This is a genomic window from Ralstonia sp. AU12-08, assembly GCF_000442475.1.
GTDB classification, from domain to species: Bacteria; Pseudomonadota; Gammaproteobacteria; order Burkholderiales; family Burkholderiaceae; genus Ralstonia; species Ralstonia insidiosa.
In genome coordinates this window covers 145,831-168,824 of record NZ_ASZV01000003.1, presented here as the reverse complement: position 1 = coordinate 168,824, position 22,994 = coordinate 145,831, and the positions used below count along the sequence as shown (strand labels likewise).

Sequence of the window (22,994 nt, the reverse complement as noted above, 5' to 3'; positions counted from 1 at the left end):
AGCGCCCGGACAGAAGTGCCCGCACGAGGCGCGCAATCCAACTACAGGAGACTGGCATGACCTCGCTGGATGCATTCCTGCGGTGCCGCGACTTTCTGCTCGCGCACCGTGAGGACTACGACACCGCCGTGCGCGATTTCACATGGCCCGCGCTGGATCGCTTCAACTGGGCACTCGATTATTTCGACACCATGGCCCGCGGCAACGACGCCATCGCTCTCTGGGTGCTCGACGATCAGGGCAACGAAACACGCCTGTCGTTTGCGCAGATGGCCGAGCGTTCCGCACGCGTGGCCAACCACTTGCGCGCGCTGGGCGTGCAGCGCGGGGATCGCATCCTGCTTATGCTCGGCAACGTGCCCGCGCTGTGGGATGTGATGCTCGCCAGCATCAAGCTTGGTGCCGTCATCATTCCCGCCACCACGCTGCTGACAGCCGAAGACCTGCGCGAGCGCATTGCCATGGGCGATGTGCGGCACGTGATCGTGGGCGGGGCGGATTGCGCCAAGCTTGATGTCGTGTCGGGTACCTTTACGCGCATCGCAACTGGCACAGACAAGGCGCCAGCGGGCTGGCACCACTTTGAAGATGCGTACGGCGCCTCGCCCGAGTTCACGCCCGACGCGCCAACGCTGGCGAGCGATCCGCTGCTGCTGTATTTCACCTCCGGCACCACGTCCAAACCCAAGCTGGTGATGCACACGCATGCGAGCTATCCGGTAGGGCATCTTTCCACGCTGTATTGGATCGGCCTGCGTCCGGGCGATGTGCACTGGAATATCAGTTCACCGGGTTGGGCCAAGCATGCGTGGAGCTGCTTCTTCGCGCCGTGGAATGCCGGCGCCACCGTGTTCGTCTACAACTACGCGCGCTTTGATTCCAAGGCTGCGCTCGATGTGCTGTGCCGCGCCAAGGTGACCACGCTGTGCGCGCCGCCCACCGTGTGGCGCATGCTGATCCAGGAAGACCTGGCCGCCTGGAAGCCCGCGCTGCGTGAACTCGTTGGCGCAGGCGAGCCGCTCAACCCCGAGGTGATCGAACGCGTACGCGCGGCCTGGGGCATCACCATCCGTGATGGCTACGGCCAGACCGAAACCACGTGCCAGGTCGGCAACAGCCCAGGGCAGCCGGTCAAGCCGGGCTCGATGGGCCGACCGCTGCCGGGCTATCAGATCACCTTGCGCGACCCGGACGGCAACGAAGCCAGCGAAGGAGAGATCTGCATCGAATTGAAATCACGCCCGCTGGCATTGATGGAAGGCTACGCCGGCAACGCTGAAAAAACGGCCGAGGCCATGCGCGGCGGCGTGTATCACACCTCCGACATTGCCGCGCGCGACGCAAGCGGCTACCTCACCTACGTTGGCCGTGCCGACGACGTGTTCAAGGCATCGGACTACCGCGTGAGCCCGTTCGAGCTGGAAAGCGTACTGATCGAGCATCCCGCCATCGCCGAGGCCGCAGTCGTACCGAGCCCCGACCCCGTGCGCCTGGCCGTGCCGAAAGCCTTCCTGGTGCTGCGTGCCGGGCACGAGCCTGGGCGCGAACTGGCGCGTGACATCCTGCGCTTCTGCCAAAGCCGGCTGGCTTCTTACAAGCGCGTGCGGCGCATCGAGTTTGCCGAGTTGCCCAAGACCATCTCAGGCAAAATCCGGCGCGTCGAATTACGCCTGCGCGAAGCCGCTCGCCCTGAAACAGGCCGCAACCCCCAGGAATACTGGGAAGACGATTTCCCAGCGGATTGATATCGACGCACGCACACGCAGTGCAGACAAACATGCGGCCCCCCGAGGCCGCATGCGCGAGGCTGCGTGAGATGGGTGCTTAGCGCGACGAACGCGGGACCAAACGCAACTGACGTGCGCGATCCAGGTCGTATGCCGGTACGCCACCGTGCGGCAGGGATGCACGCGAGGCCGCCAGATCACGGCCGCGCACGATCACCGGGGCAAGCGCGCCCGCACGGATCAAGTCCGATGCGGCCTGCTCGATCCAGTCGCGGTAGCTGCGATAGACGTCTTCGGCGGTGGCTTTTTGATGCGCGCAGTCGCACAACGACAGCGCCTCGGACGTGACAAAACAGCTCACGACCTTGCCGTCGACGATGGCTTGGAAGAACAGGTCTCCTACAGACCTGAAAGTCTTACCGGTGAACGAGATGTTCATGATGCTCCCCCCAATGATCAGGCCCGCTGTGTGGGCAGCGTGCCCCACATGCCGCTTTCGCGGCGCATTGATCACATGCGGGAGCGTGATGTCCGAAAGGAGGAAAGACGCTGCTCCAGATATCAATACCATCTGGATGCAATGGACCCCATGAAGCGGGTCAGACTATCCCTCGGTGCCGTTATGCGGTCTGTCAATTCGGTGCTTAACTACAAATTCGCTCTCGCGCTGCGACCTTCCCCGTACACACATTCTGTTCAATATTGTTATGGTCACCACAATCGCTGCAGCAGCACACGGCCGATACCGATTGCGATGGAAATCACAAGCAGCCAGAGCAAAACAACGGGAATGCGTGTCGGCGGAAGGCGCGACGTTTGAAACAAGCGTCGGCGCGTTGGAATGACCTGCACGATCACTTGCGAATCGGCAGCATGACGTTCCCACCCCAAGCGGGTTGATAGTCCCGCGCTTCCCCGTCTCATCGTTCCCATGGCTTGCTCCCGACAGCCTTGTATTTCCTTCGTGTTTAGTTTTATTTAATTCTGCTGTTCTTGGGATGCATTCTAGGACACTCTACGCGGAGCGCTAGTGCGCCTTGGCATGATTTCTCTACTCCATTTGGCTCACGTCTGTGCGATCTAGGACATATTGGGGGAGCGAATATGAAAGGGTTTTCCATAGTCCAAAATACGATTAAATCAGCACGCAAACGCTTACGCTTCAAACCTGATTCAGGCAAACCAGACAATCATCCCGCAAGGTGGAGCCACTAGAGTCGTGCCCTTTTCCCGACGCTCGGATGTTGCAGTGCGATGTCAACGTCACGAGGTGGGAAACGCCACCAACACGCGGTAGAGTGCTGGCGGCTACAAAACACCATAAAAAGCAGGAAACCACACATGACGGAAGCAAAACGCGCCCGGAAGCCTCGGGCGCTGGCAGGGCTTGGCCGCCGTTGGGCCACCGTGCTGGCAGCCGTGGGGGCGGTCGGGTGCAGTGGAATGATCGGGGTGGTACATGCAGGGGAGCCGCGTCTCGCAATGCGCCGTGCCGCCGTTGAATCGACACTGGCGCACGCTGGTTATTGCCAGCGCCTGGGCGACTACTACTGGGAAATCGGCGATGCCAGCGGCGTGCTCATGCACGGCCAGCAGGGCCAGCGCATTGGCGCCAACAAGACGGTGCGGCTCGCCTCCGCCTCCAAATGGGTGTTTGGCGCCTACGTGGTTGAGCGCACGCGCGGCAAGCTCACGCCGGCCGAGATCGACGCACTCACCATGCGCTCGGGCTACGACGCGCTGAACCCGCTGCTCTGCAATCGCAACGACACGGTGCAGAGCTGCTTCCGCCGCGGGCGCAACGACGCGTTTACGCCGGGCCACGTTGGCCGGTTCAGCTACAACGGTGGCCATGACCAGAAGCTGCTGGTGGACCTCGGTTTGGGCAGCGCAGATGCCGCCACGCTCAGTGACGAGCTGGATCGCGAACTTGGTCACACGCCCGGCATGCGGGATGCCGACAAGCCGCTCGGCATCAAGTACCTGGCACCGGAACCGTCCGGCGGCATGATCGCCACGCCTGCGGCGTACGGGCAGTTTCTGCGCCGGCTGATCCGGGGCGATTACCTGCTCGGCAAGATGCTCGGCCAGCACGCCGTGTGCACCGAGCCCGGCAGTTGCCCGACCGCAGTCAGCACGCCCGCTGCGCTGCCGTGGCACTACGCGCTCAACTACTGGATTGAAGACCAGCCCGGCGGCGATCGTGCATTCAGCTCGCCCGGCGCGTTCGGCTTCTATCCGTGGATCACCGCCGACAAGCGCTACTACGGCATGATCGTGCGCGAGACGCTCGCCCCACGGGCTTACGTGCGCAGCGCGGCATGCGGCGCGCTGATCCGCAAGGCGTTTGCCGAGGGGCGGGCTCAGCAATCTCCCGCTGAGAACGAGCAAGCCGGCAGCGCCGACGCCGGCGACTGATCAGCCTCCGGCATCCTCAGCGCCGGATCAATAGCCGCGGTAGTACGGGTGATAGTAGTGCGGGCCGTAGTAGCCGCCGGCCGGCACGACCACGCAGGCACTCAGCGAGGATGCGGCAGCAGCGGCAAGGATCAGCAGGGCAATCGTGCGTTTCATGATGAGGCTCCGGGTGTGTTGTTGGGCTTGCCTCACTCTATGGAAATGCCTCGCAACCGCGCTTTACCGTTTGTAAGAAAAACTGTGATGCCCAAGCTGGCAATTGACGGCTTGGGCTGTCCTTGCTGCACGCGTGCATCGGCGGTCGTAACTTGCCGTTACCTTTGCGAGCAGACCGTGGAGCGACCTGCGCTGGCAAGACGCCGCGCCACGCCGGCGCGAGGGCTGTCAGGGCTTCGCCACAATGTTCTACAAACTTATCGTCGATCTATTGACAGATTGGCGCGATAGGCAGGAAATACACCAAACGGCAAACGTTGGGCATTCAAGTCTGAAAGCCTGGCGCCGATAGCTGTTCATAGAGACATGTCAGGGCGCCATGACGCCCTGCGGGGACTACGCGATGCGCGCCAACCTGACCGTGCGCGTCGGCAATATGTGTCGGGGGAACGCATCATGACGACTTTTCTGGAATCCACCATTGCTTGGGCCGTGCCGTGCCTGATCGCCACCGCGATCGTCGTGCCGGTGATCTTGCGCAAGCTGCGTACGCGCCGTGCCCTGGAAGCCATCCATCAGGCGCGCGAACACCGCGACGAGTAAGCCGCCGGTCTTTCCGCATTCTGCTTGCCCATGCAAAACGGGCGCCGCATTGCTGCAGGCGCCCGTTTGGCGTTGCACGAATCCTTGGCGACGCGCTCTGTTGCGTCGCGCCTGATTTCGCTTAGGCTGCCACGGCCTGGTTGACCACATCGCGCATCGCGGTGTGTGCGGCTTCCATGGCTTGCGTACGGGCATCCGGGCCCATGGCCAGGCCTTCAGCACGCACGAATTGCACGTCGGTAATGCCGAAGAAGCCGAACACCGCCTTCAGATAGGCTTCCTGGAAGTCCAAGCCAGCGGCCGGGCCCGTCGAATACACACCGCCGCGCGTTGACGCAACGATCACCTTCTTGCCGCCGGCCAGGCCAGCCGGGCCCTTTTCCGTGTACTTGAACGTACGCCCGGCTTGCGCCACGCGGTCAACCCAGGCCTTGAGTTGGCTCGGTACCGAGAAGTTGTACATCGGGGCGCCAACCACGATCACGTCGCTGGCGAGCAGTTCGTTGACCAGCGCTTCCGAGCGGGCGTGTTCAGCGCGGGTGGCGTCGTCAAAATCGTCGCTGCCGGTGGCACGGAAGCCTGCGGCAATGGCGCCGTCCAGGTGGGGGATGGCTTCTACGGCCAGGTCACGGCGGGCGACGATGGCGTCGGGGTTCTCACGGCGCAGCTCGTCGACGATGGCGGCGGTCAGGATGCGCGAGGCCGAGGCGTCGCCGAGGATGCTGGAATCGATGTGAAGGACTTGCATGGTGTCTCTCCAAGAAAAAGGTGGGTTGCTGCAAAGATAGTGCGGCGCACCAAGTTCCAGTAGTGGGTCGAATCGACACATATCGTTCTATGAGTGAGACAATGCACGTGGATCTCGGAGAAAGGCCATGGAAGACCTGAACGACCTCGTCCTGTTTGCCAGCGTGGTGACGCACGGCAGCTTTTCCAGCGCCGCGCGGGCGTTGGGCATTCCCAAGTCGCGCGTGAGCCGCCGCGTGGCGGATCTGGAGGCGCGGTTGGGCGTGCGGCTGCTGCAGCGTTCAACACGTGCCGTGCACGTCACTGATGTCGGCTCGGCGTTCTATGCGCATTGCGAGACCATGACCCAGGCCGCCCGCGCCGCGCTGGAAGTGGCCGAGCATGCTGGAGAAAAGCCCTCCGGCCGGTTGCGCGTGAGTTGCCCCGTGGGCGTGTCGAGCCTGTTCCTGGCGCCGGTGATTCCGAGATTCCTGCGCGCCCATCCGGACGTGCGCCTGGAGCTGGACGTGACCAACCGCCGGGTGGATGTGATTGGCGAGGGATACGACGTGGCATTGCGCGTGCGCTCGACGCTGGACGATTCCAACCTGATCGTGCGGACCTTTGGCGTGAGCGACCAAGTGCTGGTTGCCAGCCCGGAATTCGTGGCCGAGCACGGGCCGTTCGACACCGCGGAATCACTGCACGGCGTGGCCGGACTGTGGTTGGGGACCCTCAGCGGTGAACGATCACGCTGGCGCCTGACCGCGCCGGACGGTGCGGCTGTCGAGATTGAATGCCAACCGGTGCTCGCCACGGACGACCTGCGTCTGCTCGGCCTGAGCGCCATCGGCGGCGTGGGGGTGGGGCGGCTGCCCTACAACGTGTGTGCTGAAGCGCTGCAAGAAGGCCGGCTCGTGCAATTGCTGGCCGACTACAAGCTGCAAACGCACCAGTTTCATGCGGTGTTTCCGTCGCGGCGCGGGCTGGTGCCGGCGGTGCGCGCATTTATCGAGCTGCTGGCCGCAGAAATGCCCCCATTGACCGAGAAAGTGCTCACCCGCTGCTACGAAGGCGACGACGTCAACCTCAATCGTTGACGCTGCAACGAATTCGGATCGGCAGTATCATCGGGGGCTTCCCTCCTGCCTTTGCGTGACGCCGTCCAGGGTGCTCATGCGCGTTTCCATGTCCTCCCGCCCGAACCTCGAACCGCCCACCTCCGATACCGTGCCGACGCCGTCGGCCGCTTCGCTTGACGCGCCGCCGGTGCCCGAGATTCCGGTAATGGTGGTGATGAGCGGCCTGATGCTTGCCATCCTGCTGGGGGCGCTGGAGCAAACGATTGTTGCGGTGGCGTTGCCGGTCATTGCAGGGGAGCTCAACGGTTTTTCATTGATGGCATGGCTGGTGTCGGCCTACCTTGTGGCCTCCACCGTGGTTACGCCCATCTACGGAAAACTCAGTGATCTATACGGCCGCCGTGCCATGCTGACCACGGCCATTGCGCTGTTCGTGCTGGCCTCGGTGGCATGCGCGCTGGCGACCAGCATGCCGATGCTGCTGGTGGCGCGCGTGCTGCAGGGGCTGGGCGGCGGCGGGCTGATCTCGGTGGCGCAGGCCACCATTGCCGACGTGGTGCCGTTGCGCGAGCGCGGCCGCTACCAGGGCTACGTGAGCGGTATGTGGGCCATGGCCAGTCTGGCCGGCCCGGTGATCGGCGGTTACCTGACGCACTACCTGTCGTGGCGCTGGATCTTCTGGATCAACCTGCCGCTGGGGCTCGTCGCGCTGGTGGTGGTGCGCCGTGCACTGCGGCACCTGCCGGTGGCGCATCAGCGTCGCCCGATCGACGTGCCGGGTGTCGTGCTGTTTGCCGTGGGGCTGACCGCGTTGCTGGTGATGATCACGCGCGTGGGTCAGGGCGTGCCGCTCATGCAGCCTGACAACCTGGGCCTGCTGGTGGGTGCGGTGGTGGTACTGGCTGCCTTCGTCTGGCAGGAAAACCGTGCGGCCGAGCCGATCATTCCGCTGTCGATGTTCCGTGTGCGCACGGTCACGATCTGCTGCCTGGCGCTGTTCCTGTGCTTTTTCCAACTGATCGCCACGTCGGTGCTGATGCCGTTGCGCTTTCAGATGGTGGCGGGTGCCAGCCCGGATGCTGCGGCACTGCGTCTGGTGCCGCTCACGCTGTCGATTCCGCTCGGGGCCTTCCTTGCCGGCAAGTGGATGACGCACAGCGGCCGCTACAAGCCGTTGATGATCAGTGGTGCCTGTGTGGTGCCGTTTGCGGTGGCGTCACTGGGCTTGCTGGATCCGCACAGTGTGTTGCCGCTGACCTTGGCGATGATTGTGCTGGGCCTGGCGATTGGCGTGCAGTTCCCCACCGGGCTGGTCGCAACGCAGAACGCTGTCCCGCCCGAGACCGTGGGGCTGGCCACCGCACTCACCGCGTTCTCGCGCCTGCTGGGCGGCGCGGTGGGCGTGGCGGTGCTGACGTCGGTGCTGATCGCGCTGCTGCGTCAGGCTGCACCCGAGGCGCAGGTGGCAGCAGGTGGTGATCTGCTGATGGACCTGTTCCACGCGGCGCTCGCCAGCAACAGTGCCAACGCGCAAGCCTTGCAACGCGAGGGCGAGACAGCGTTCCGCCATCTGTTCTTCTTTGCTGCGGCTGTGTCGGTCATTGCACCGCTGTTGCTCGTGCGGCTTGAGGAAAAGGCGTTGCGCGGCAAGGTGTCGGTCGCGCACGCCGTGGTGGATTGATCGCTACGAAACGCGCGGCGCGAGGGCCCGCCGCCGCGCACGACGCGCGACGCTGCCGTCGTGCAGTGCCCAGCGCAGTGTCGGCGCCACGGTGCGCATGGCGGCCGCGCTGAAGGCGGCGCGCAACGGTGGGCGCTCCAGTTGCAGCATCTGCGCGGCCCACGGTGGCAACAACTGAATACCGGCGTCGAGAAAAACGCGCACCGCCGGTTGCAGCCCTGGCCGTGGTGCCTGCCATGTCATCAAGACTTCCACCACGGTGCGGGTGCGATCGCTCGCCACCAGTTCGGCGCGCATCGCGTTCAGGTAAGCCTGCACCGCCGCGCGTGATTTCGGCACGTCGGTGGCACCCAGCAGCTCGGCAATCAACGCGGTTTCTGCAAAGTAGCGGTCTTGGTTGGCACCGCTCAGGCTGCCATCCACATAGCGCAGATAGCCGGCCAGGAAGCTCGACATTTCGGCCACGTGCACCCAGGTGAGCAGGTCCGGATCGTTGGCGGAATAGGGGCGCCCGTCGGGTGCAATGCCCTGGATGCGGCCGTGGATGACCTTGACGTGTTCGATCAGCGTGAGCGCGTCGTGTCGGCTGCCGTAGGTGGTGCCGGCCACGAATTGCGCGGTGCGGCCCAGGCGCCCCTGCAGGTCTTCACGAAAGTTGGAGTGGTCCCACACGCCGGCGAGTGCGCGCGGATGCAGCGCCTGCAGCAGCAGTGCGCTGATGCCGCCCGCCATCATCGCGGGGAAGTCGGCATGGACTTGCCAGCAGACGGCATCGGGGCCGAACAGACCGGGGTCGCCGGGGGGCGAGGCAATATCGAGCGTGAGGCCGCCGGTGGCGCGCGTCAGGCCACGGACCTGGTTGGCGATGCGTTCGCGCAGCGTTGCAAGCGGGGAGGGCATGGTGCCGGATGGGGCCGAACGGCGGGAGAAGTGGATGCCTTCATTTTACCGAGCCGATCACACCCGCTGTGATGACGGAACGCCGCATGATATGCCCGGTGGGTGTGGCGCGTTTGTTGCGCACACGCTGCGATAGCGCCTCCTAAAATGCACAAACCACCTCGAGAACACGCCATGCAACGCACCCCTTACCGAAACGCCTGCTGGTTGGCCGCCATCATCCTGATGCTCGGTGGCTTGTGCCTGGGCGTGAGTCCGGCAGCGCACGCAGAAAGCGCGCAGGCCCTGCACGACAAGTACCAGAGCCTTGCGCCGCAGCTGGCCGACAACGCATTCCACCGCCCGCTGGCGCTCGACTCCACCGAGGCGCCAGACAGGCTCAAGAGCGACATCTACAGCGTGCTCGACTACCCGTTCGCCACCGTCAAGGGCGCGTTGGACGACCCGGAGCACGGCGCCGCCAATTGGTGCGACGTGCTGATCCTGCATCTGAACATCAAGTACTGCCACGCCACGCAGGGCGCCGGCGGCAGCGTGCTCGACGTGAACCTGGGCCGCAAGGTGGAAGAATCACTTTCCAGTAGCTACCGGCTTGAGTTCAGCTATCGCCCGGTTGTGAGCAATGCGGATTACTTTCGTGTCGAACTCAGCGCGGACTCCGGCCCGCTCAGCACCCGGGACTACCACATCATGCTGGAGGCCATTCCCGCCCCGGGCGTCGCCAATCACACCTTTCTGCATCTGACTTACGCCTACGGTTATGGCGCCGCCGGCCGACTGGCCATGCGCACGTACCTTGCCACCGTGGGCAGCGGCAAGGTCGGCTTTACCAAGGCAGCGGAATCCTCGGGGGCGGAGCCCGACTATGTGGGCGGCGTGCGCGGCCTGCTTGAGCGCAACACGATGCGCTATTACCTCGCCATCGACGCGTATCTGAAGGCGTTGTCTGCGCCGCCGGACAAGCGCTTGCAGCAGCGGCTCAACACATGGTTCAGCGCCACGGAGCAATACCCGCGTCAGCTACACGAACTGGATCGACAGGATTATCTGGAGATGAAGCACCACGAAGTCGAGCGCCAGCAGACGGCGCAGTAGTGGTGCTGGTGGGTGCTGGCAGTGCACGCGGCGCTTCAGGCCGGGCGATACACCTTGGCGAAGCGCTGCGCCTGCACGACACCGTAGTCGCCGGGGGCGTATTGCAGGACCCAGTCTCCGGCTTGGCCGTGCAGCACGTCGCCAGCTTCGGAGCGCGCCATCGAGAAGGGTTCGTGCATCTGCTTGGCCAGCACCACGCTCGGGCGGTTGCGGTAGGCACCGGCTTGGCCATGCGTGAGCGATGCGTCGGCCGGCAGGTACTTCGCATCGAAACGCTCGCGCGAGACCACCCAGCGGTCGCCCGTTGAACCGGTGATGAGTGCATCGCCGGGCGCATAGCGGTTGGGGCCTTCCAGGCTCATCAGCTCGCCAGGCTGCGTGGCGAAATCGACCTGGACGGTCTCGTCCTTGACGAAGGGGCGTGCGGCGGGGTCGGTGCGCAGGTCGACGTGTTGCAGAGTGGGCATGAAGCGGTGACAGCGAATGTGCGGCGGAACAGCGAAGGCCGTAAGGGTAGCGCGAAACGCGCCGGTATTGCGGCGGCACTACAGCGTTGTGGGGTGCCCGCTGCGATCCAGCTCGAACACCTTGTGGCGTGCCAGGCAGTCCATCAGCCAAGTGCCGGCGCGCCCCATCACGCGTGACTGCGCCCAGATCAGGTCCACGCCGACCAGCCAGTCGGTATGCGGATAGGCGGTGAGCTGCAGTTCGACAAACTCGCCGCGCTCAATGCCATCTCGCACAAGCTGGCGTGGCAGCGTGGTCCAGCCAAGGCCCGCGCGCATCATCTCCAGCAGAACGAGGTAGTTCTCGGCCTTCCACTCTTGTGTCGATGCCAGATACTCGGTGCTCGGCAGCGTGTTGCTGTGTGCGCTGAAGGCGAGCCGCCGGTGCTGACGCAGCGTGCCGAAGTCCACCGTGGTCTCGCGTGCCAGCGGGTGATCGCGGCTGACAACGTGCACGAGGATGAGCTTGCCCAACTGCCTGAACGCGAGGTCCCGCGTGTAGTGCGGCTGCGAGAAGCCGATACCGAAATCCACGCTGCCGTCGCGCACCAGTGTCGTGACATCGCCATGGAAGGGATGACGTATGTCCAGGTCGACATGCGGGAAGGTGGCGGCAAATGCACGCAGCGGCTCGGTCAGTGCGCTGGCCGGAATCTCGATCGCCAGCGTGAGCGTGCGCTCGATCGTGTCGCCCAGGGCTTGCGCGTGTGCTTCAAGCGATGCGCAGCGCTCCAGCACCAGTTCGGCTTCCAGTAGCAGGCGCTGGCCGGCCTCTGTGAGCGTGGGCGAGCGGCTGCTGCGGTCGAACAGCGCCACCCCCAGATCGATCTCCAGATTGGCAATGGCTGTGCTGACGGTCGATTGCGTCTTGCCCAGCCGCCGCGCCGCCGCGGAAAACGACCCGGCATGCGCAATGGTGGAAAAGGTCTCCAGCTGGTCCAGCGAATAGCGCACGGCGTCTCCCGGTGGGATCTATATATCTAAAAAATCGATGATTTATAACTTCTTATATCGATTCTTGCGGTGGATTATGCGCTGCCGGTTGCAGCGTCGTAAAGAACGCCCCGCTGGACAAACCGACCCAAGAGGATGGAGACAACGACATGAAAACCCCACAACCGGTGCACCCGGTGGATGAAATCCTGCCGCTGCGGCAACTGCTGAGCTACGGGCTGCAGCACGTGCTTGTGATGTATGCGGGCGCGGTGGCCGTGCCCCTGATCCTGGGCAGCGCGCTGGGCCTCACCCCGCAGCAGATGGTGACCCTGATCAACGCCAACCTGCTGACTTCCGGTATCGCCACCTTGATCCAGACCCTGGGAGTGTGGAAGTTTGGCGCGCGTCTGCCGCTCATCCAGGGCTGCTCGTTCATCGCCATTGCGCCGATGATCATGATCGGCAAGCAATACGGGCTGGAGCACGTGTTTGGCGCGGTGATCGCCAGCGGCGCGCTGACCATTGCGATTGCGCCAGTGTTCAGCCGGCTGCTGCGGTTCTTTCCGCCGGTGGTGATTGGCAGCCTGATCACCATTATCGGCGTGTCGCTCATGCCGGCTGCGGCCATCTGGTTGGGCGGCGGCAACCCGGCGGATGGCAGCTTCGGCAGCTTGCCCAATCTGCTGCTCGGGCTGGCCACGGTGGTGATCACGCTGTGCGTCTACGCGCGTTTTACCGGCTTCGTGGGCAACCTGTCGGTGCTGATCGGGCTTGTGGCGGGGACGGCGCTGGCTGCGTGCTTCGGGCTGACGCATTTTGCCGAGGTGGGCCGCGCAAATTGGTTCGAGATCAGCCCGCCGTTTGCGTTCGGCCTGCCGAGCTTTGCCCTCACCCCCGTACTGGTGATGACGCTGGCGATGCTCGTCATCATGGCGGAGACCACCGGCAACGTGCTGGCCATCGGCACCATCATCGGCCGGCCGTCGACGCAGCAGACGCTGGGCAACGCCTTTCGCGCGGACGGCCTGTCGACCATGCTGGGCGGCATCTTCAACAGCTTTCCGTACAACGCCTTTACGCAGAATACGGGCCTGATCGCGCTGTCCAACGTGAAGAGCCGCTTTGTGGTGGCATCCGCCGGCGCCATCATGGTGTTGATGGGGCTGTTCCCCAAGCTGGGTGCGTTGATTGCCTGCGTGCCGCGGCCGGTGCTCGGCGGTTGCGCCATCGTCATGTTTGGCATGACCACGGTGGCGGGCATCCAGGAGCTGTCGCGGGTGCGCTTTGAAGGCACGCGCAACGCCATCGTGGTGGCCGTGTCCGTGAGCGTGGGGGTGCTGCCCATGTCGTTCCCGGCGCTGTTCGAGCACGTGCACGGGCCGCTCAAGCTGGTGCTCGACAGCGGCATCTTCCTGGGCGCGCTGACGGCCATCGTGCTCAACCTGCTGCTCAATCGCGAGTCCGCACCGCACACCGCCGATGTGGCCAGCCCGGCCGCCGGCGCTGAACTGCACTGATTCCCATTCCATACAACACTGACACCAAGGACTTCACCATGAACGCACGCGACGCCCAACCCCGACTGACCGACCGCGACATGGCGCTGCTGCGCCAGGCGATTCAGCTTGCCGACGATGCGCGCCAGCGCGGCCGCCACCCGTTCGGCGCGCTGGTGGCTGACGAGCACGGCAACGTGATCGCCACGGCGGGCAACAACTCCATGCCGCCTGAAGGTGACCCGACGCAGCATGCCGAGCTGGCCGCTGCGGCTGCCGCCGCCAAGGTGCTGTCGCCCGAACAGCTGGCGCGCTGCACGCTGTACACCAGCGCCGAGCCCTGCTGCATGTGCTCGGGCGCCATCTACTGGTGCAACATTGGCCGCGTGGTCTACGCACTGTCGGAGCACCATCTGCTGGTGCTGACCGGAGACCACCCCGAGAACCCGACGTTCTCCTTGCCGTGCCGCGAGGTGTTCGTGCGTGGGCAGCGGCAGATTGAAGTGCACGGCCCGCTGATCGAAGACGAGGCCGCCCGCTCGCACACCGGCTTCTGGAAGTGACCGGCATGCCGGGCATCTCGATTCATGTGGTGGACGTATCGCGCGGCGTGGTGGCGCAGGGGCTGGAGGTACGCATCGAACGGCTTGCCGGCAACGAACGCGTGCTGCTGGCAGCCGGGCGCATCGGCCTGACGGGCACGCTGCGCGAGCTGGATGCACTGGCGGCGCAGTGCGTGGCTGGCGTGTATGAGGCGACCTTCGAGGTGGGTGACTACTACCGGCAGGCCGGTATCGCCTTGCCCGCCACGCCTTTTCTGGAGACGGTGCCTTACCGGTTCGGGCTCGACGATGTGGCGCAGCACTACCACCTGCCGTTCAAGATGACGCCGTGGGGGTACTCGTGCTTTCGGGGTGGCGCGTAACACGGTGTAGGCAGGCGCGGTGGCAACCGGGTCGGATCGCACGCACAATACCGCTGCCCAACCACGCGGAGTGCCTATGCCGATCGACTGGACCCTCATCGAGACACGCGGGGCGGATGCCTTGCACGACACCATCGTTGAGATTGAAGGTTGGGCACTGTCGCTCGATGCGACAGCGCAGTCGGCAAGCTATTTTCTGCTCTCGGCAGACGCGCCTTGCTGTGGCGGTTGCATGCCGCGCAGCCCGGCAACGAGCATCGAGGTGTTCGCCACGCAGCCGGTGCGCATGGATGATGACGCCGTTCGCCTGCGCGGCCGTCTACTGCGCTTGCAAAGCGACCCGGCCGGTTGGCGCTATCAACTGGTGGCCGCCGCACCGACTGTCGCTCAACCTTCGGGCCAATCAGCACGCGTGAGCCGTCGCGTGTTCCTAGCCGCTGGCGCCGCGTTGGGGCTGGCGGCTTGCGCACCCGGCCGCTTCGCCAACTACACCGAAGGCGATGCCGGTGCGGACACGACTTGGACGCCATTGCCAGGTGCACTCACCATCGACATCCACAGCCACGCCGGCCGCGTGATCGTCTCGCGCGATCCCAAGATCGGCGCCAACCGGCCGTTTCTACCGGTGGCTGAGCCGATGCGCACCGGCGGCATGAACGTCATCTGCCTAGCCATCGTCACCGATACCACTGCCGTGCACGTGGCGGCCAGCGGCAACCGCTTCGAGGCCTTCCGCACACCCGAACCCGGCGAGCTGTACCAGCTTGGCCTGACCGAGTTTGCGCGTGCCCAGCGCTTGATCGACAAAGAGCAACTGCACGTGGTGACGGATGCCGCATCGCTGGCGGCCATGGGCGCGCAAGGGCCGAGCGTCATCATCGCGTCAGAAGGTGCGGACTTTCTGGAGGGCCGCATCGAGCGTGTGGACAAGGCCTACACACAGCATCGTCTGCGGCATCTACAGCTCACGCACTACCGCGTGAACGAGCTGGGTGACATCCAGACCGAGCCGCCTGTGCATGGCGGTTTGACTGACTTTGGCGCGGAAGTCGTACGACGCTGCAATACGCTGGGTATCGTGGTGGACGTGGCGCACGGCACGTATGACCTCGTCAAACGCGCGGCGGCGACCACCACCAAACCGCTGGTGCTGTCGCACACGGCGCTCTCCGGATCGCCCAGGGCGCGCAGCCGGTTGATCTCGGCCGACCATGCGCGCGCGGTGGCGGACACGGGCGGCGTGATTGGCGTATGGCCCAATGCGGCGGATTTCCCAAGCATCGACGCCATGGCATTGGGCATCAAGCGGATGGCCGATGTGGTAGGCGTGGCGCACGTGGGGCTGGGTACCGACATGCTCGGCTTCATCAAGCCGCCGGTGTTCAACAGCTACAAGCAGTTGCCTGCGTTGGCCGCTGCGTTGCTGCAGACGGGGTTCACGCAGGCAGAGGTGGGGCAGATTCTGGGCGGCAACTATCGGCGCGTGTTTGAGGCGACGGTGGGTTGATACGCGCGCAACGAATCAAGAAAGAACAGGGCGGAAGAAGCTGCGTTCGTAGCTGACAATGCAGCCGGTTTCGTCGGCATATTGGAAGGCGGCGATGCAGGCGGGGTCGGTTTTCGACTGCTCTCGATAGACCTCGTATGCCGCGAGGCTCGGGAACGAGAACAACGCCAGCGCGACGTTGTTCGCACCTTCAGAGGGCAGGAAATAGCCGTGGTGCTGGCCGCCAAATTTCTCGACCAGCGGAATCCACATCTTGCCGTAGGTCTCGAACTCAACAAGCCGGGCCGGATTGATGATGTAGCGGAGGTAGCAGGTGATCATGGCGTGTGCGGGCGAGAGGAGAAAGGCTGTGAGCCTAAATGCCTGCCCGCCGCGTCGTCAATCTCAGTAGTACCGCAGCTCCGTCGCCTTACCGTGGAACACCTTGTACGAGTAGATGGTGTAGCCCACGATGGTCGGCAGCACGATGGCCACGCCCACCAGCATGAACTCGAGCGACTCCGGCGCGCTGGCCGCTTGCCAGATGTCGAGCCGGTCCACCACCAGGTACGGGAACAGGCTGTAGGCCAGGCCGTTGAACGCCAGCAAGAAAATGGCGCCGGTGCCCACAAAGGGTGCCCAGATCAGGTGTTCATCCCCCTTGGCAATCTGCTGCGGTAGACGGCGCAGCACCCAATCGATCAGGCCGAACAGCACCACCGTCACCAGCGGCACGGGTGCCAGCAGAATGATGTTGGGCAAGGCAAACCACTTGTCGAACACGCGCGTGCTGACCCACGGCGTGGCGAGCGACACCGCGGCCACGCCCAGCGCCGTGAACCACAGGCTGCCGCGCGCCCACTGCACCGCGCGCAATTGCAGCGCGCCTTCGGTCTTCATGATCAGCCACGTGGCACCCAGCAGCAGGTAACCGGCAATCAGCCCGCCCGCCGTGCAGATCGCGAAGATGATGTTGGCGGTGTCGTAGTGGAAACCCGTGATGTACAGCCCCAGCATCAGGCCCTGCGCCGCCGTGGCGATGACGGAGCCTGCGTAGAACGCACGGTTCCACCACGGCTTGTGGTGCGCGCGTGCCTTGACGCGAAAGTCGAACGCCACGCCTCGCAGCATCAGCCCGAACAGCATGATGGCGACGGGCAAGTACAGCGCGCCCAGGATCTCGCCATGCGCGGCAGGAAACGCCACCAGCAGCAGGCCGACGCCGAGTACGAGCCAGGTTTCGTTGGCATCCCAGAACGGGCCGATGGAGGCGATCATCGTGTCCTTCTCGGCATCATCGGCACGGCGCAGCAGGATGCCGACGCCCAGGTCGTAGCCGTCCAGCACCACGTAGGCCAGCACGGCAATGCCCATCAGGGCCATGAAGACCACCGGCAGCCAGCCGGCGGGTTGGGAGAGGTCAGGGAGGGGGCTCATGCGTGGCTCGCAACGGGGGCGGAGAGTTGGGGGCTGTGCTTGCCCGGAATGTCGGCGTCAGTCGGGTCGATGGCGCCGCCGGCCTTGCGGGCCAGGTAGAACACCACGCCGATATACGAAGCGATGAGGAAGGCGTACAGCGCGAGGTACATCGCCAGCGTCGTGCCAATCATCTGGGCAGGCACGGTGGAGGCCGCCTGCGCGGTGGTCAGTACGCCGTAGACGAGCCACGGCTGCCGGCCAATCTCTGTGACGTACCAGCCGGCGACCACGGCTACCCAGCCGGAGAACGTCATCGCGACGAGGGTGCGCGCGAGCCAGCGCGGCAGTTCTCCGTTACGGCGCAGGCGCCATGCGCTGACCCATGACACCGCCAGCATCAGCAGCCCCACGCCCACCATCAGGCGGAAGGCAAAGAACACCGGTACCACGGGTGGGTGCTGGTCGAACTGATCCAACCCCTTGACCTCACCATCGAGCGAGTGCGTCAGATACAGCGATGCCAGCTTGGGCACGGCGATCTCGAAGCGGTTGCTGCGCGTGGCGGCATCCGGGATGCCGAACAGCACGGCGGGCACGCCGCGCTCGGTCTGCCAGATGCCTTCCATGGCGGCCAGCTTGGCCGGCTGGTGCTCCAGCGTGTTCAGGCCGTGTGCATCGCCTGCGACGATCTGCAAGGGGATCAGCACGGCTGCCAGCACCACGCCCGTCTTGAGGCTGGCACGCACGTCGGCACCGCGGTCATTGCGCAGCCAGCGATAGGCGGAAAGCCCTGCCAGCAGGAACGACACCGTCAGCCCAGAGGCCAGCAGCATGTGCGTGAACCGATATGGGAACGACGGGTTGAAGATGATCGCCAGCCAGCTTTGCGGATGCGCGCGGCCATCGATCATCACGTAGCCGGTGGGTGTCTGCATCCACGAGTTGAGCGCGATGATCCAGAACACCGAGATGGTCGTGCCCAGCGCCACCAGGAACGTCGCCAGCGTGTGAACGCGCGGGCTTACACGGTTCGTGCCGAACAGCATGATGCCGAGGAAGCTGGCCTCCAGAAAGAACGCGGTCAGCACCTCATACGCCAGCAGCGGCCCCGCAATATTGCCCACCGTGTTCATGTAGCCCGGCCAGTTGGTGCCGAACTGAAAGCTCATCGTCACGCCGGACACCACGCCCAGCGCAAAGGTCAGCGCAAAGACCTTCACCCACAGCCGATACGCGGCCATCCAGGCCTCGTCGCCGGTCTTGCGGTAGCGCAGCTTGAAGAACAGCAGCACCCAAGCAAGCGCGATGCTGATGGTGGGAAAGAGGATGTGGAACGTGATGTTGGCGCCGAACTGGATGCGCGCCAGGGCAACAGGATCAAGTGACATGGTGCTTCTCGGGGCTACTTCGATTTGCCGCCAACCACGACGGCAAGCTTGTTCTTCATTTCCAGCAGCTTGTGCACCTTGGCGCCCATCTTCATGAGCTGCTGCAAGGAGTCGGCATCGAGTTTCTGCACGTCGTCAAACCAGTTGGTCATGAGCGTGATGAGCTGGTACATCTCCTTCATGCGCGCCTGGGCGTGGCGGTCATCCGGGTCTGTGGGGGATTCGAGCATCACGTCGCGCAGCAGCGAAAGCGTGGGGTCGATCTCGCGCTTGCGGCGCTCTTCAGCCAGCGTGCGGAAGATGGTCCAGATGTCGTCGGGGGCCGAGAAGTATTCGCGCCGGTCGCCAGGCTTGTGCGAGAGCCGCACCAGCTTCCACGACTCCAGCTCCTTCAGCCCGATGCTCACGTTCGAGCGCGAGAAGCCCAGCGCCTCGGCAATCTCGTCGGCGTTGATCGGTTCGCGTGCCGCATAAAGCAGCGCATAGATCTGCCCAACCGTGCGGTTGATGCCCCAGCGGCTGCCCATCTCGCCAAAGTGCAAGACGAAGCGCTGTTTCAAGGGAGAAAGTTGCATGGTTTTGATCTTTCTCAATTTTCAGGAATTTATGAAAGTTTAGTCGTCTTGTGCGTTTGCACAATGCGGCGCGCTGTCGCGGCTGTCCGGTCTCAAAGTCAATGGCATCCGTCTCACCGTTGACGGTCCAGAGTCTCAGAGTTTCTTGAGAAAGAGGGTATGGACGGCATTAACGAGCATGCCATTCCTGTGACGTCAATCGGAGGGGAGATGGGTTGCGCTCGAGGTGAATCAAAAACAACAATGCCGATATGCTCCCACCTATGACACGCGATCTGCGCGCCGCGAACGCGAACTCCCGTCGCGAACTGCTCAAGGTCGTCATTGCGACATCGCTTGTCACGTGTCTCGAGTTGTTCGACTTCACGGTGTTCAGCTACTTCGCGGTGATGATCGGTGACCAGTTTTTTCCGGCCACCGATCCGATGACGTCGCTGTTGCTTGCGGTCGGCACCTTCGGTGTTGGCTTCTTCATGCGGCCACTTGGTGCCATGGTGATCGGCGCCTACGCAGACCGGGTCGGCCGCCGCGCGGCCATGACGATCACCATCTGGCTGACGGCCGCAGGGACGGCCGCAATCGCCGTATGTCCACCCTTTGCGGCGATTGGCGTGGCGGCACCATGCATCATCCTCGTCGGTCGCTTGCTGCAAGGCTTTGCCGCCGGGGGCGAGGTGGGGGCGGCCGTGACCTTCGCAATGGAAGCCGGGCCGCCATCACAACGCGGGATTCTGGTCAGCTGGCAATACGCCAGTCAGGCTGCGGCTGCGTTGTTCGGTGCGTTGCTGGGCACACTGCTCACGAGCACGATGTCGCCGGCGAGCCTGACGCAGTGGGGTTGGCGCATTCCCTTCCTGATTGGATTGCTGATTGTGCCGGCGGGTCTCTACCTGCGGCGTCAGCTGGTCGATAGCCCGGCTCGTGGTGCTTCCGGTCGCAGCACCTCCATCCCGATCGTCGAGCTGTGCCGGGAGCACGGTGGAACGCTTGTGCTGGCCACGTTGACGAAGATCTGGAGCACGGTGCCGGTCTACGCCGTCATCACCTTCATGCCGAGCTACGTGACGCGCGTGTTGCACATGCCGGCCATCATCGGGTTCTTGTCGTCCACGCTGTCGACGTTGCTGCTCGTCGTGGTGTCGCCGCTGCTTGCGTATCCGGTCTTCGCGATGATGGCGCACGCAAAAGGGCCGCTGACCGTGTTGTTCGGGACAGCCGTCATTAGCGTGTTGTTGGCGCTGGGCACCAGCATCGGCGCATTGCTTGTTCTTGAAGCGTTTCCGGCAAGCGTGCGCGCCAGCGGCTTTGCGATTTCGCATGCGCTGGGTGTCACGCTGTTTGGTGGCACCGCGCAATTCATCATCACTGGGCTGATCAAATGGACGGGCGATCCAGTATCCGCAGCCTGGTATGTGGCGCCCGCATGCCTGGTGAGTTTCTTGGCGGTGCTCGCGTTCAAGGAGCGCCGCGCAGTAGCCTGAAACCGATGGCCTGAAACCGCGACGTCTTACGCGCTGATTGCAACCTGCGCGCTGTGCGACACCCTGGGCTGCGCGTAGAACGTCTTGCCCGTCAGCGCCCGGAAGTCCTGCGGCGCCATGTCATAGGCACGGCGGAACGCCCGCGTGAAATCGGACGAGCTCTTGAAACCCAACCCGAACGCGATGTCCGTCACGGTCAGGTCGGGGCGCTGGACCAACTCATCTGCCGCCTCCCGCAACCGCAGGTGGCGGATGTACGCACCCAGACCGCCCTCGTGCTGAAACAGACGATACAGCGTCTGGCGAGGCAGCTGCAGTGCTTGCAACACGGTTTCTGGCGAGAGGTCTTCCTGGCGCAGATGCATCTGGATGTACCGCCGCACCCGACCGAACATGGCGGCCCGTGCCGCAGCGCGGGCATTGCCGCTCAGTTGGGCTTGCTTGCCGAATGCAGAGACGAGGAGTTGCGTGCTCGCATGAATGGCGCTGCCCGCGGCGTGTGCACTCATGTCTGGAATGTCACGGCTCAGCGCCGTCACGTGCTCGACGATCAGTTGCGTGAGCGGCGTCGTGTTCTCGATCAAGCGACCGTGGATCGCCTCAGGGTCGGGAAACGTTTCTCCCACGAGTGCGCCCGGCACAAAGATGGTGGCGACCCGGCAGGCGCTGCGCTGCATGCGAACGGGCTGACCCATGTGCAGGGCGAGGATGCTGCCGGCAGCCAGCGTGTTGTCGCGCGATGAGGACGAGCGCACAGCAACATCGTTGACACCGCCTTGCAGGAACACATGGAAAGCGTAATCGCGGATGGAATCAGTCGAAATGCGCGCAAGCGAACGGTCCAGCAGCATCGCATCGGACCGGCAATCGGTGAACGTCGCATCACCGACCGTGTAGCGATCGATGGCGGCGTGAAACGGCTTCTCCAGATCAGCGCGTGATGGCAGAACGTCGATGATGTGGCCGACCCGCTCTCGCCATGCCAGTAGAGGCTGCTGATGCGTCTGCTTGCACGTATCGAAATGGCTGTAAGCGATGGAGGGGTCACACGGCGAGCGAGCGTCAGCCGTGAACGCGCAATGTTCCATGCAAGAGAGTCCCGCCCCGTGAGTATTCTGTGCTGTGGTACAGCTTATGAACTGCTTATTGTGATGAGGACTGTAGCGAACAAATCGCGCGCAGCGCTCCCCCCTAAAGGGTGAGGCTCAGGCCCAACACCTTGCCTGCAAAGTGACGGCGCCGTGGTTTTATGGGGCTTGGCGGAGCCTGGCGAGGGTCAATGGCCCGTGGCTTCTAGGTGAAGCGCTCACGTTTGGCGTGGCCGTGCTGGAGCAACGGTGCGTATTCGTGGAGTTCGCGGGGCGCGATGTCGAACGCGCGACGGAAGGCACGGGTGAAGCTCGATGCATCGTTGAAGCCCAGCCCCGAGGCAACGTCCTGTATGCCCCGCTGCGGAAAGCGCACCAGTTCGTCGGCGGCCATCCGTAGCCTGCGACTGCGGATATATGCGGCCAGGCCGCCATCGTGTTCGAAGATGCGGTACACGCTTGCGCGCGAGAAATGCAGCGATGCCAACACGCTTTCCGGCGACAGGTTCGGATCACGCAGATTGCTCTCAACATGCCGCCGCACTTTCCCATAGACGGCCGCGCGCACCGCCGCGCGGGCGTTGCCGGCCAGGCCCGCCTGCCGCCCATAGGCGGCAAGGATCAGCTCCACCGCGGTGAGAAAGGCCCGCTGCGCCGCCTCCTTGCTCAGCCCAACGATCTGCTGCCTGAGCGCCACGACATGCTCAATCAGCAAGCGCGTCAGCGGGGTGGTGGCGTGCACCCAGCGGCCATGCAGCGAAGCCGCATCGGGGAATGACTGTTCCACCAGCGCACGCGGCACAAAAAGAAGAAGGAGTCGCCCCTCAAAGCTGCGGATGGTGCACGGTTGGTCCATGTCCAGCGCGAGGATGCTTGGCACGCGCGGGATATGCGCGGCGTCAGCGCGCGGCTTGCCACCCTGAAATTGCGACGGCGGCCCTGCCAGGAAGATGCTGAACGTGACATCACGAACGCTCTCGGTCGAGACCCGACCCAACGATCGCACGGCCAGATTGGGGCCGGTGTGAAAGTCGAAGAGGCTGAGATTGTCGATCGTGTAGCGTGACAGCGATGCGTTGAACGTATCGTCGGCCTGCTTTGATGGTGGCCGTATGTCATAGACCGGGCTCATCCGCTCTTGCCAAGCCAAAAAGCTTTGGCGGGCGTCGCCTTGCACGCTGAAATCGCTGTGCACGATGCCCGGTGCGAGCGTTGGTGGCGCTGGCGGCAACAACAGGCGACTGAGCGTTGGCGCAGTGTGGAGGGCGTCGTCGTTCAATGCGGTGCTCATCGCGGATCACTGTGC

The 22,994-nt window shown here is 64.1% G+C and carries 23 protein-coding genes; 11 read left to right on the top strand and 12 right to left on the bottom strand.

Going from position 1 to position 22,994, the window contains the following annotated elements:
• Positions 1–56: 56 nt before the first annotated feature.
• Positions 57–1,745 carry an AMP-binding protein gene (locus C404_RS31840; protein WP_021192726.1) on the top strand — a complete coding sequence of 563 codons (1,689 nt, stop codon included), beginning with the start codon at positions 57–59 and terminating at the stop codon, positions 1,743–1,745.
• A gap of 79 nt (positions 1,746–1,824) precedes the next feature.
• Here the strand turns inward: C404_RS31840 and C404_RS31835 are convergent, their stop codons facing one another.
• Positions 1,825–2,166: a DUF1488 family protein gene (locus C404_RS31835; RefSeq protein ID WP_031328709.1), complete on the bottom strand. Its 342-nt coding sequence runs from the start codon at positions 2,164–2,166 to the stop codon at positions 1,825–1,827.
• A 902-nt stretch (positions 2,167–3,068) separates the two neighbouring features.
• Between C404_RS31835 and C404_RS31825 the strand changes: the two genes are divergently transcribed.
• Positions 3,069–4,145 carry a serine hydrolase gene (locus C404_RS31825; protein WP_031328705.1) on the top strand — a complete coding sequence of 359 codons (1,077 nt, stop codon included), beginning with the start codon at positions 3,069–3,071 and terminating at the stop codon, positions 4,143–4,145.
• A gap of 27 nt (positions 4,146–4,172) precedes the next feature.
• Here C404_RS31825 and C404_RS60825 read toward each other — a convergent pair whose 3' ends face one another.
• Entirely contained in the window at positions 4,173–4,301 is a 129-nt protein-coding gene (locus C404_RS60825; RefSeq protein ID WP_021192722.1) for a hypothetical protein, read from the bottom strand.
• 456 nt (positions 4,302–4,757) lie between these two features.
• On the opposite strand from C404_RS60825, the gene C404_RS60370 reads away from it, so the two are divergent.
• Complete coding sequence (locus tag C404_RS60370) at positions 4,758–4,904, top strand: hypothetical protein (protein WP_021192721.1); 147 nt, start codon at positions 4,758–4,760, stop codon at positions 4,902–4,904.
• 121 nt (positions 4,905–5,025) lie between these two features.
• On the opposite strand, the gene C404_RS31810 is transcribed toward C404_RS60370, so the two are convergent.
• Positions 5,026–5,652: an FMN-dependent NADH-azoreductase gene (locus C404_RS31810; protein WP_021192720.1), complete on the bottom strand. Its 627-nt coding sequence runs from the start codon at positions 5,650–5,652 to the stop codon at positions 5,026–5,028.
• A 127-nt stretch (positions 5,653–5,779) separates the two neighbouring features.
• On the opposite strand from C404_RS31810, the gene C404_RS31805 reads away from it, so the two are divergent.
• Positions 5,780–6,730, top strand: coding sequence for a LysR family transcriptional regulator (locus tag C404_RS31805; RefSeq protein WP_021192719.1), 951 nt, complete (start codon positions 5,780–5,782; stop codon positions 6,728–6,730).
• Between the two features lie 88 nt (positions 6,731–6,818).
• Positions 6,819–8,393, top strand: coding sequence for an MDR family MFS transporter (locus C404_RS31800; RefSeq protein WP_021192718.1), 1,575 nt, complete (start codon positions 6,819–6,821; stop codon positions 8,391–8,393).
• A gap of 3 nt (positions 8,394–8,396) precedes the next feature.
• On the opposite strand, the gene C404_RS31795 is transcribed toward C404_RS31800, so the two are convergent.
• The gene (locus C404_RS31795) at positions 8,397–9,293 is read right to left on the bottom strand and encodes an oxygenase MpaB family protein (RefSeq protein ID WP_021192717.1); all 897 of its coding nucleotides are present in this window, start codon (positions 9,291–9,293) and stop codon (positions 8,397–8,399) included.
• A 174-nt stretch (positions 9,294–9,467) separates the two neighbouring features.
• Here C404_RS31795 and C404_RS31790 point away from each other — a divergent pair, with 174 nt between their 5' ends.
• Positions 9,468–10,388: a hypothetical protein gene (locus C404_RS31790; RefSeq protein ID WP_031328703.1), complete on the top strand. Its 921-nt coding sequence runs from the start codon at positions 9,468–9,470 to the stop codon at positions 10,386–10,388.
• A gap of 35 nt (positions 10,389–10,423) precedes the next feature.
• Here the strand turns inward: C404_RS31790 and C404_RS31785 are convergent, their stop codons facing one another.
• Positions 10,424–10,855, bottom strand: coding sequence for a PGDYG domain-containing protein (locus C404_RS31785; RefSeq protein WP_021192715.1), 432 nt, complete (start codon positions 10,853–10,855; stop codon positions 10,424–10,426).
• Between the two features lie 78 nt (positions 10,856–10,933).
• The gene (locus C404_RS31780; protein ID WP_021192714.1) at positions 10,934–11,848 is read right to left on the bottom strand and encodes a LysR family transcriptional regulator; all 915 of its coding nucleotides are present in this window, start codon (positions 11,846–11,848) and stop codon (positions 10,934–10,936) included.
• A 149-nt stretch (positions 11,849–11,997) separates the two neighbouring features.
• Between C404_RS31780 and C404_RS31775 the strand changes: the two genes are divergently transcribed.
• From C404_RS31775 to C404_RS59020, 4 genes are all read left to right on the top strand, one after another.
• Positions 11,998–13,347: a nucleobase:cation symporter-2 family protein gene (locus C404_RS31775; RefSeq protein ID WP_021192713.1), complete on the top strand. Its 1,350-nt coding sequence runs from the start codon at positions 11,998–12,000 to the stop codon at positions 13,345–13,347.
• A gap of 38 nt (positions 13,348–13,385) precedes the next feature.
• Positions 13,386–13,889 carry a nucleoside deaminase gene (locus C404_RS31770; RefSeq protein WP_021192712.1) on the top strand — a complete coding sequence of 168 codons (504 nt, stop codon included), beginning with the start codon at positions 13,386–13,388 and terminating at the stop codon, positions 13,887–13,889.
• Between the two features lie 5 nt (positions 13,890–13,894).
• Positions 13,895–14,251 carry a hydroxyisourate hydrolase gene (locus tag C404_RS31765; protein WP_021192711.1) on the top strand — a complete coding sequence of 119 codons (357 nt, stop codon included), beginning with the start codon at positions 13,895–13,897 and terminating at the stop codon, positions 14,249–14,251.
• Between the two features lie 76 nt (positions 14,252–14,327).
• Positions 14,328–15,758 carry a dipeptidase gene (locus C404_RS59020; RefSeq protein ID WP_021192710.1) on the top strand — a complete coding sequence of 477 codons (1,431 nt, stop codon included), beginning with the start codon at positions 14,328–14,330 and terminating at the stop codon, positions 15,756–15,758.
• 15 nt (positions 15,759–15,773) lie between these two features.
• Here C404_RS59020 and C404_RS31760 read toward each other — a convergent pair whose 3' ends face one another.
• The 4 genes from C404_RS31760 to C404_RS31745 all read right to left on the bottom strand — a co-directional run bounded on the left by C404_RS31760 (position 15,774) and on the right by C404_RS31745 (position 19,119).
• Positions 15,774–16,079 carry an NIPSNAP family protein gene (locus C404_RS31760; RefSeq protein ID WP_021192709.1) on the bottom strand — a complete coding sequence of 102 codons (306 nt, stop codon included), beginning with the start codon at positions 16,077–16,079 and terminating at the stop codon, positions 15,774–15,776.
• Positions 16,080–16,142: 63 nt separating this feature from the next.
• Positions 16,143–17,174, bottom strand: coding sequence for a cytochrome d ubiquinol oxidase subunit II (locus C404_RS31755; protein ID WP_021192708.1), 1,032 nt, complete (start codon positions 17,172–17,174; stop codon positions 16,143–16,145).
• Complete coding sequence (locus C404_RS31750) at positions 17,171–18,544, bottom strand: cytochrome ubiquinol oxidase subunit I (RefSeq protein ID WP_021192707.1); 1,374 nt, start codon at positions 18,542–18,544, stop codon at positions 17,171–17,173. The genes C404_RS31755 and C404_RS31750 overlap by 4 nt, the downstream gene beginning before the upstream one ends.
• Before the next feature lie 14 nt (positions 18,545–18,558).
• On the bottom strand, positions 18,559–19,119 hold the full coding sequence (locus C404_RS31745; protein WP_031328699.1) for a GbsR/MarR family transcriptional regulator: 561 nt from the start codon (positions 19,117–19,119) through the stop codon (positions 18,559–18,561).
• Between the two features lie 263 nt (positions 19,120–19,382).
• Here C404_RS31745 and C404_RS31740 point away from each other — a divergent pair, with 263 nt between their 5' ends.
• Positions 19,383–20,600 carry an MFS transporter gene (locus C404_RS31740; protein ID WP_021192705.1) on the top strand — a complete coding sequence of 406 codons (1,218 nt, stop codon included), beginning with the start codon at positions 19,383–19,385 and terminating at the stop codon, positions 20,598–20,600.
• 26 nt (positions 20,601–20,626) lie between these two features.
• On the opposite strand, the gene C404_RS31735 is transcribed toward C404_RS31740, so the two are convergent.
• The gene (locus tag C404_RS31735) at positions 20,627–21,688 is read right to left on the bottom strand and encodes a helix-turn-helix domain-containing protein (RefSeq protein ID WP_021192704.1); all 1,062 of its coding nucleotides are present in this window, start codon (positions 21,686–21,688) and stop codon (positions 20,627–20,629) included.
• A gap of 205 nt (positions 21,689–21,893) precedes the next feature.
• Positions 21,894–22,865 (bottom strand): helix-turn-helix domain-containing protein, encoded by a 972-nt coding sequence (locus tag C404_RS31730; RefSeq protein WP_235180604.1) that lies wholly within the window; start codon positions 22,863–22,865, stop codon positions 21,894–21,896.
• Positions 22,866–22,994 lie beyond the last annotated feature (129 nt).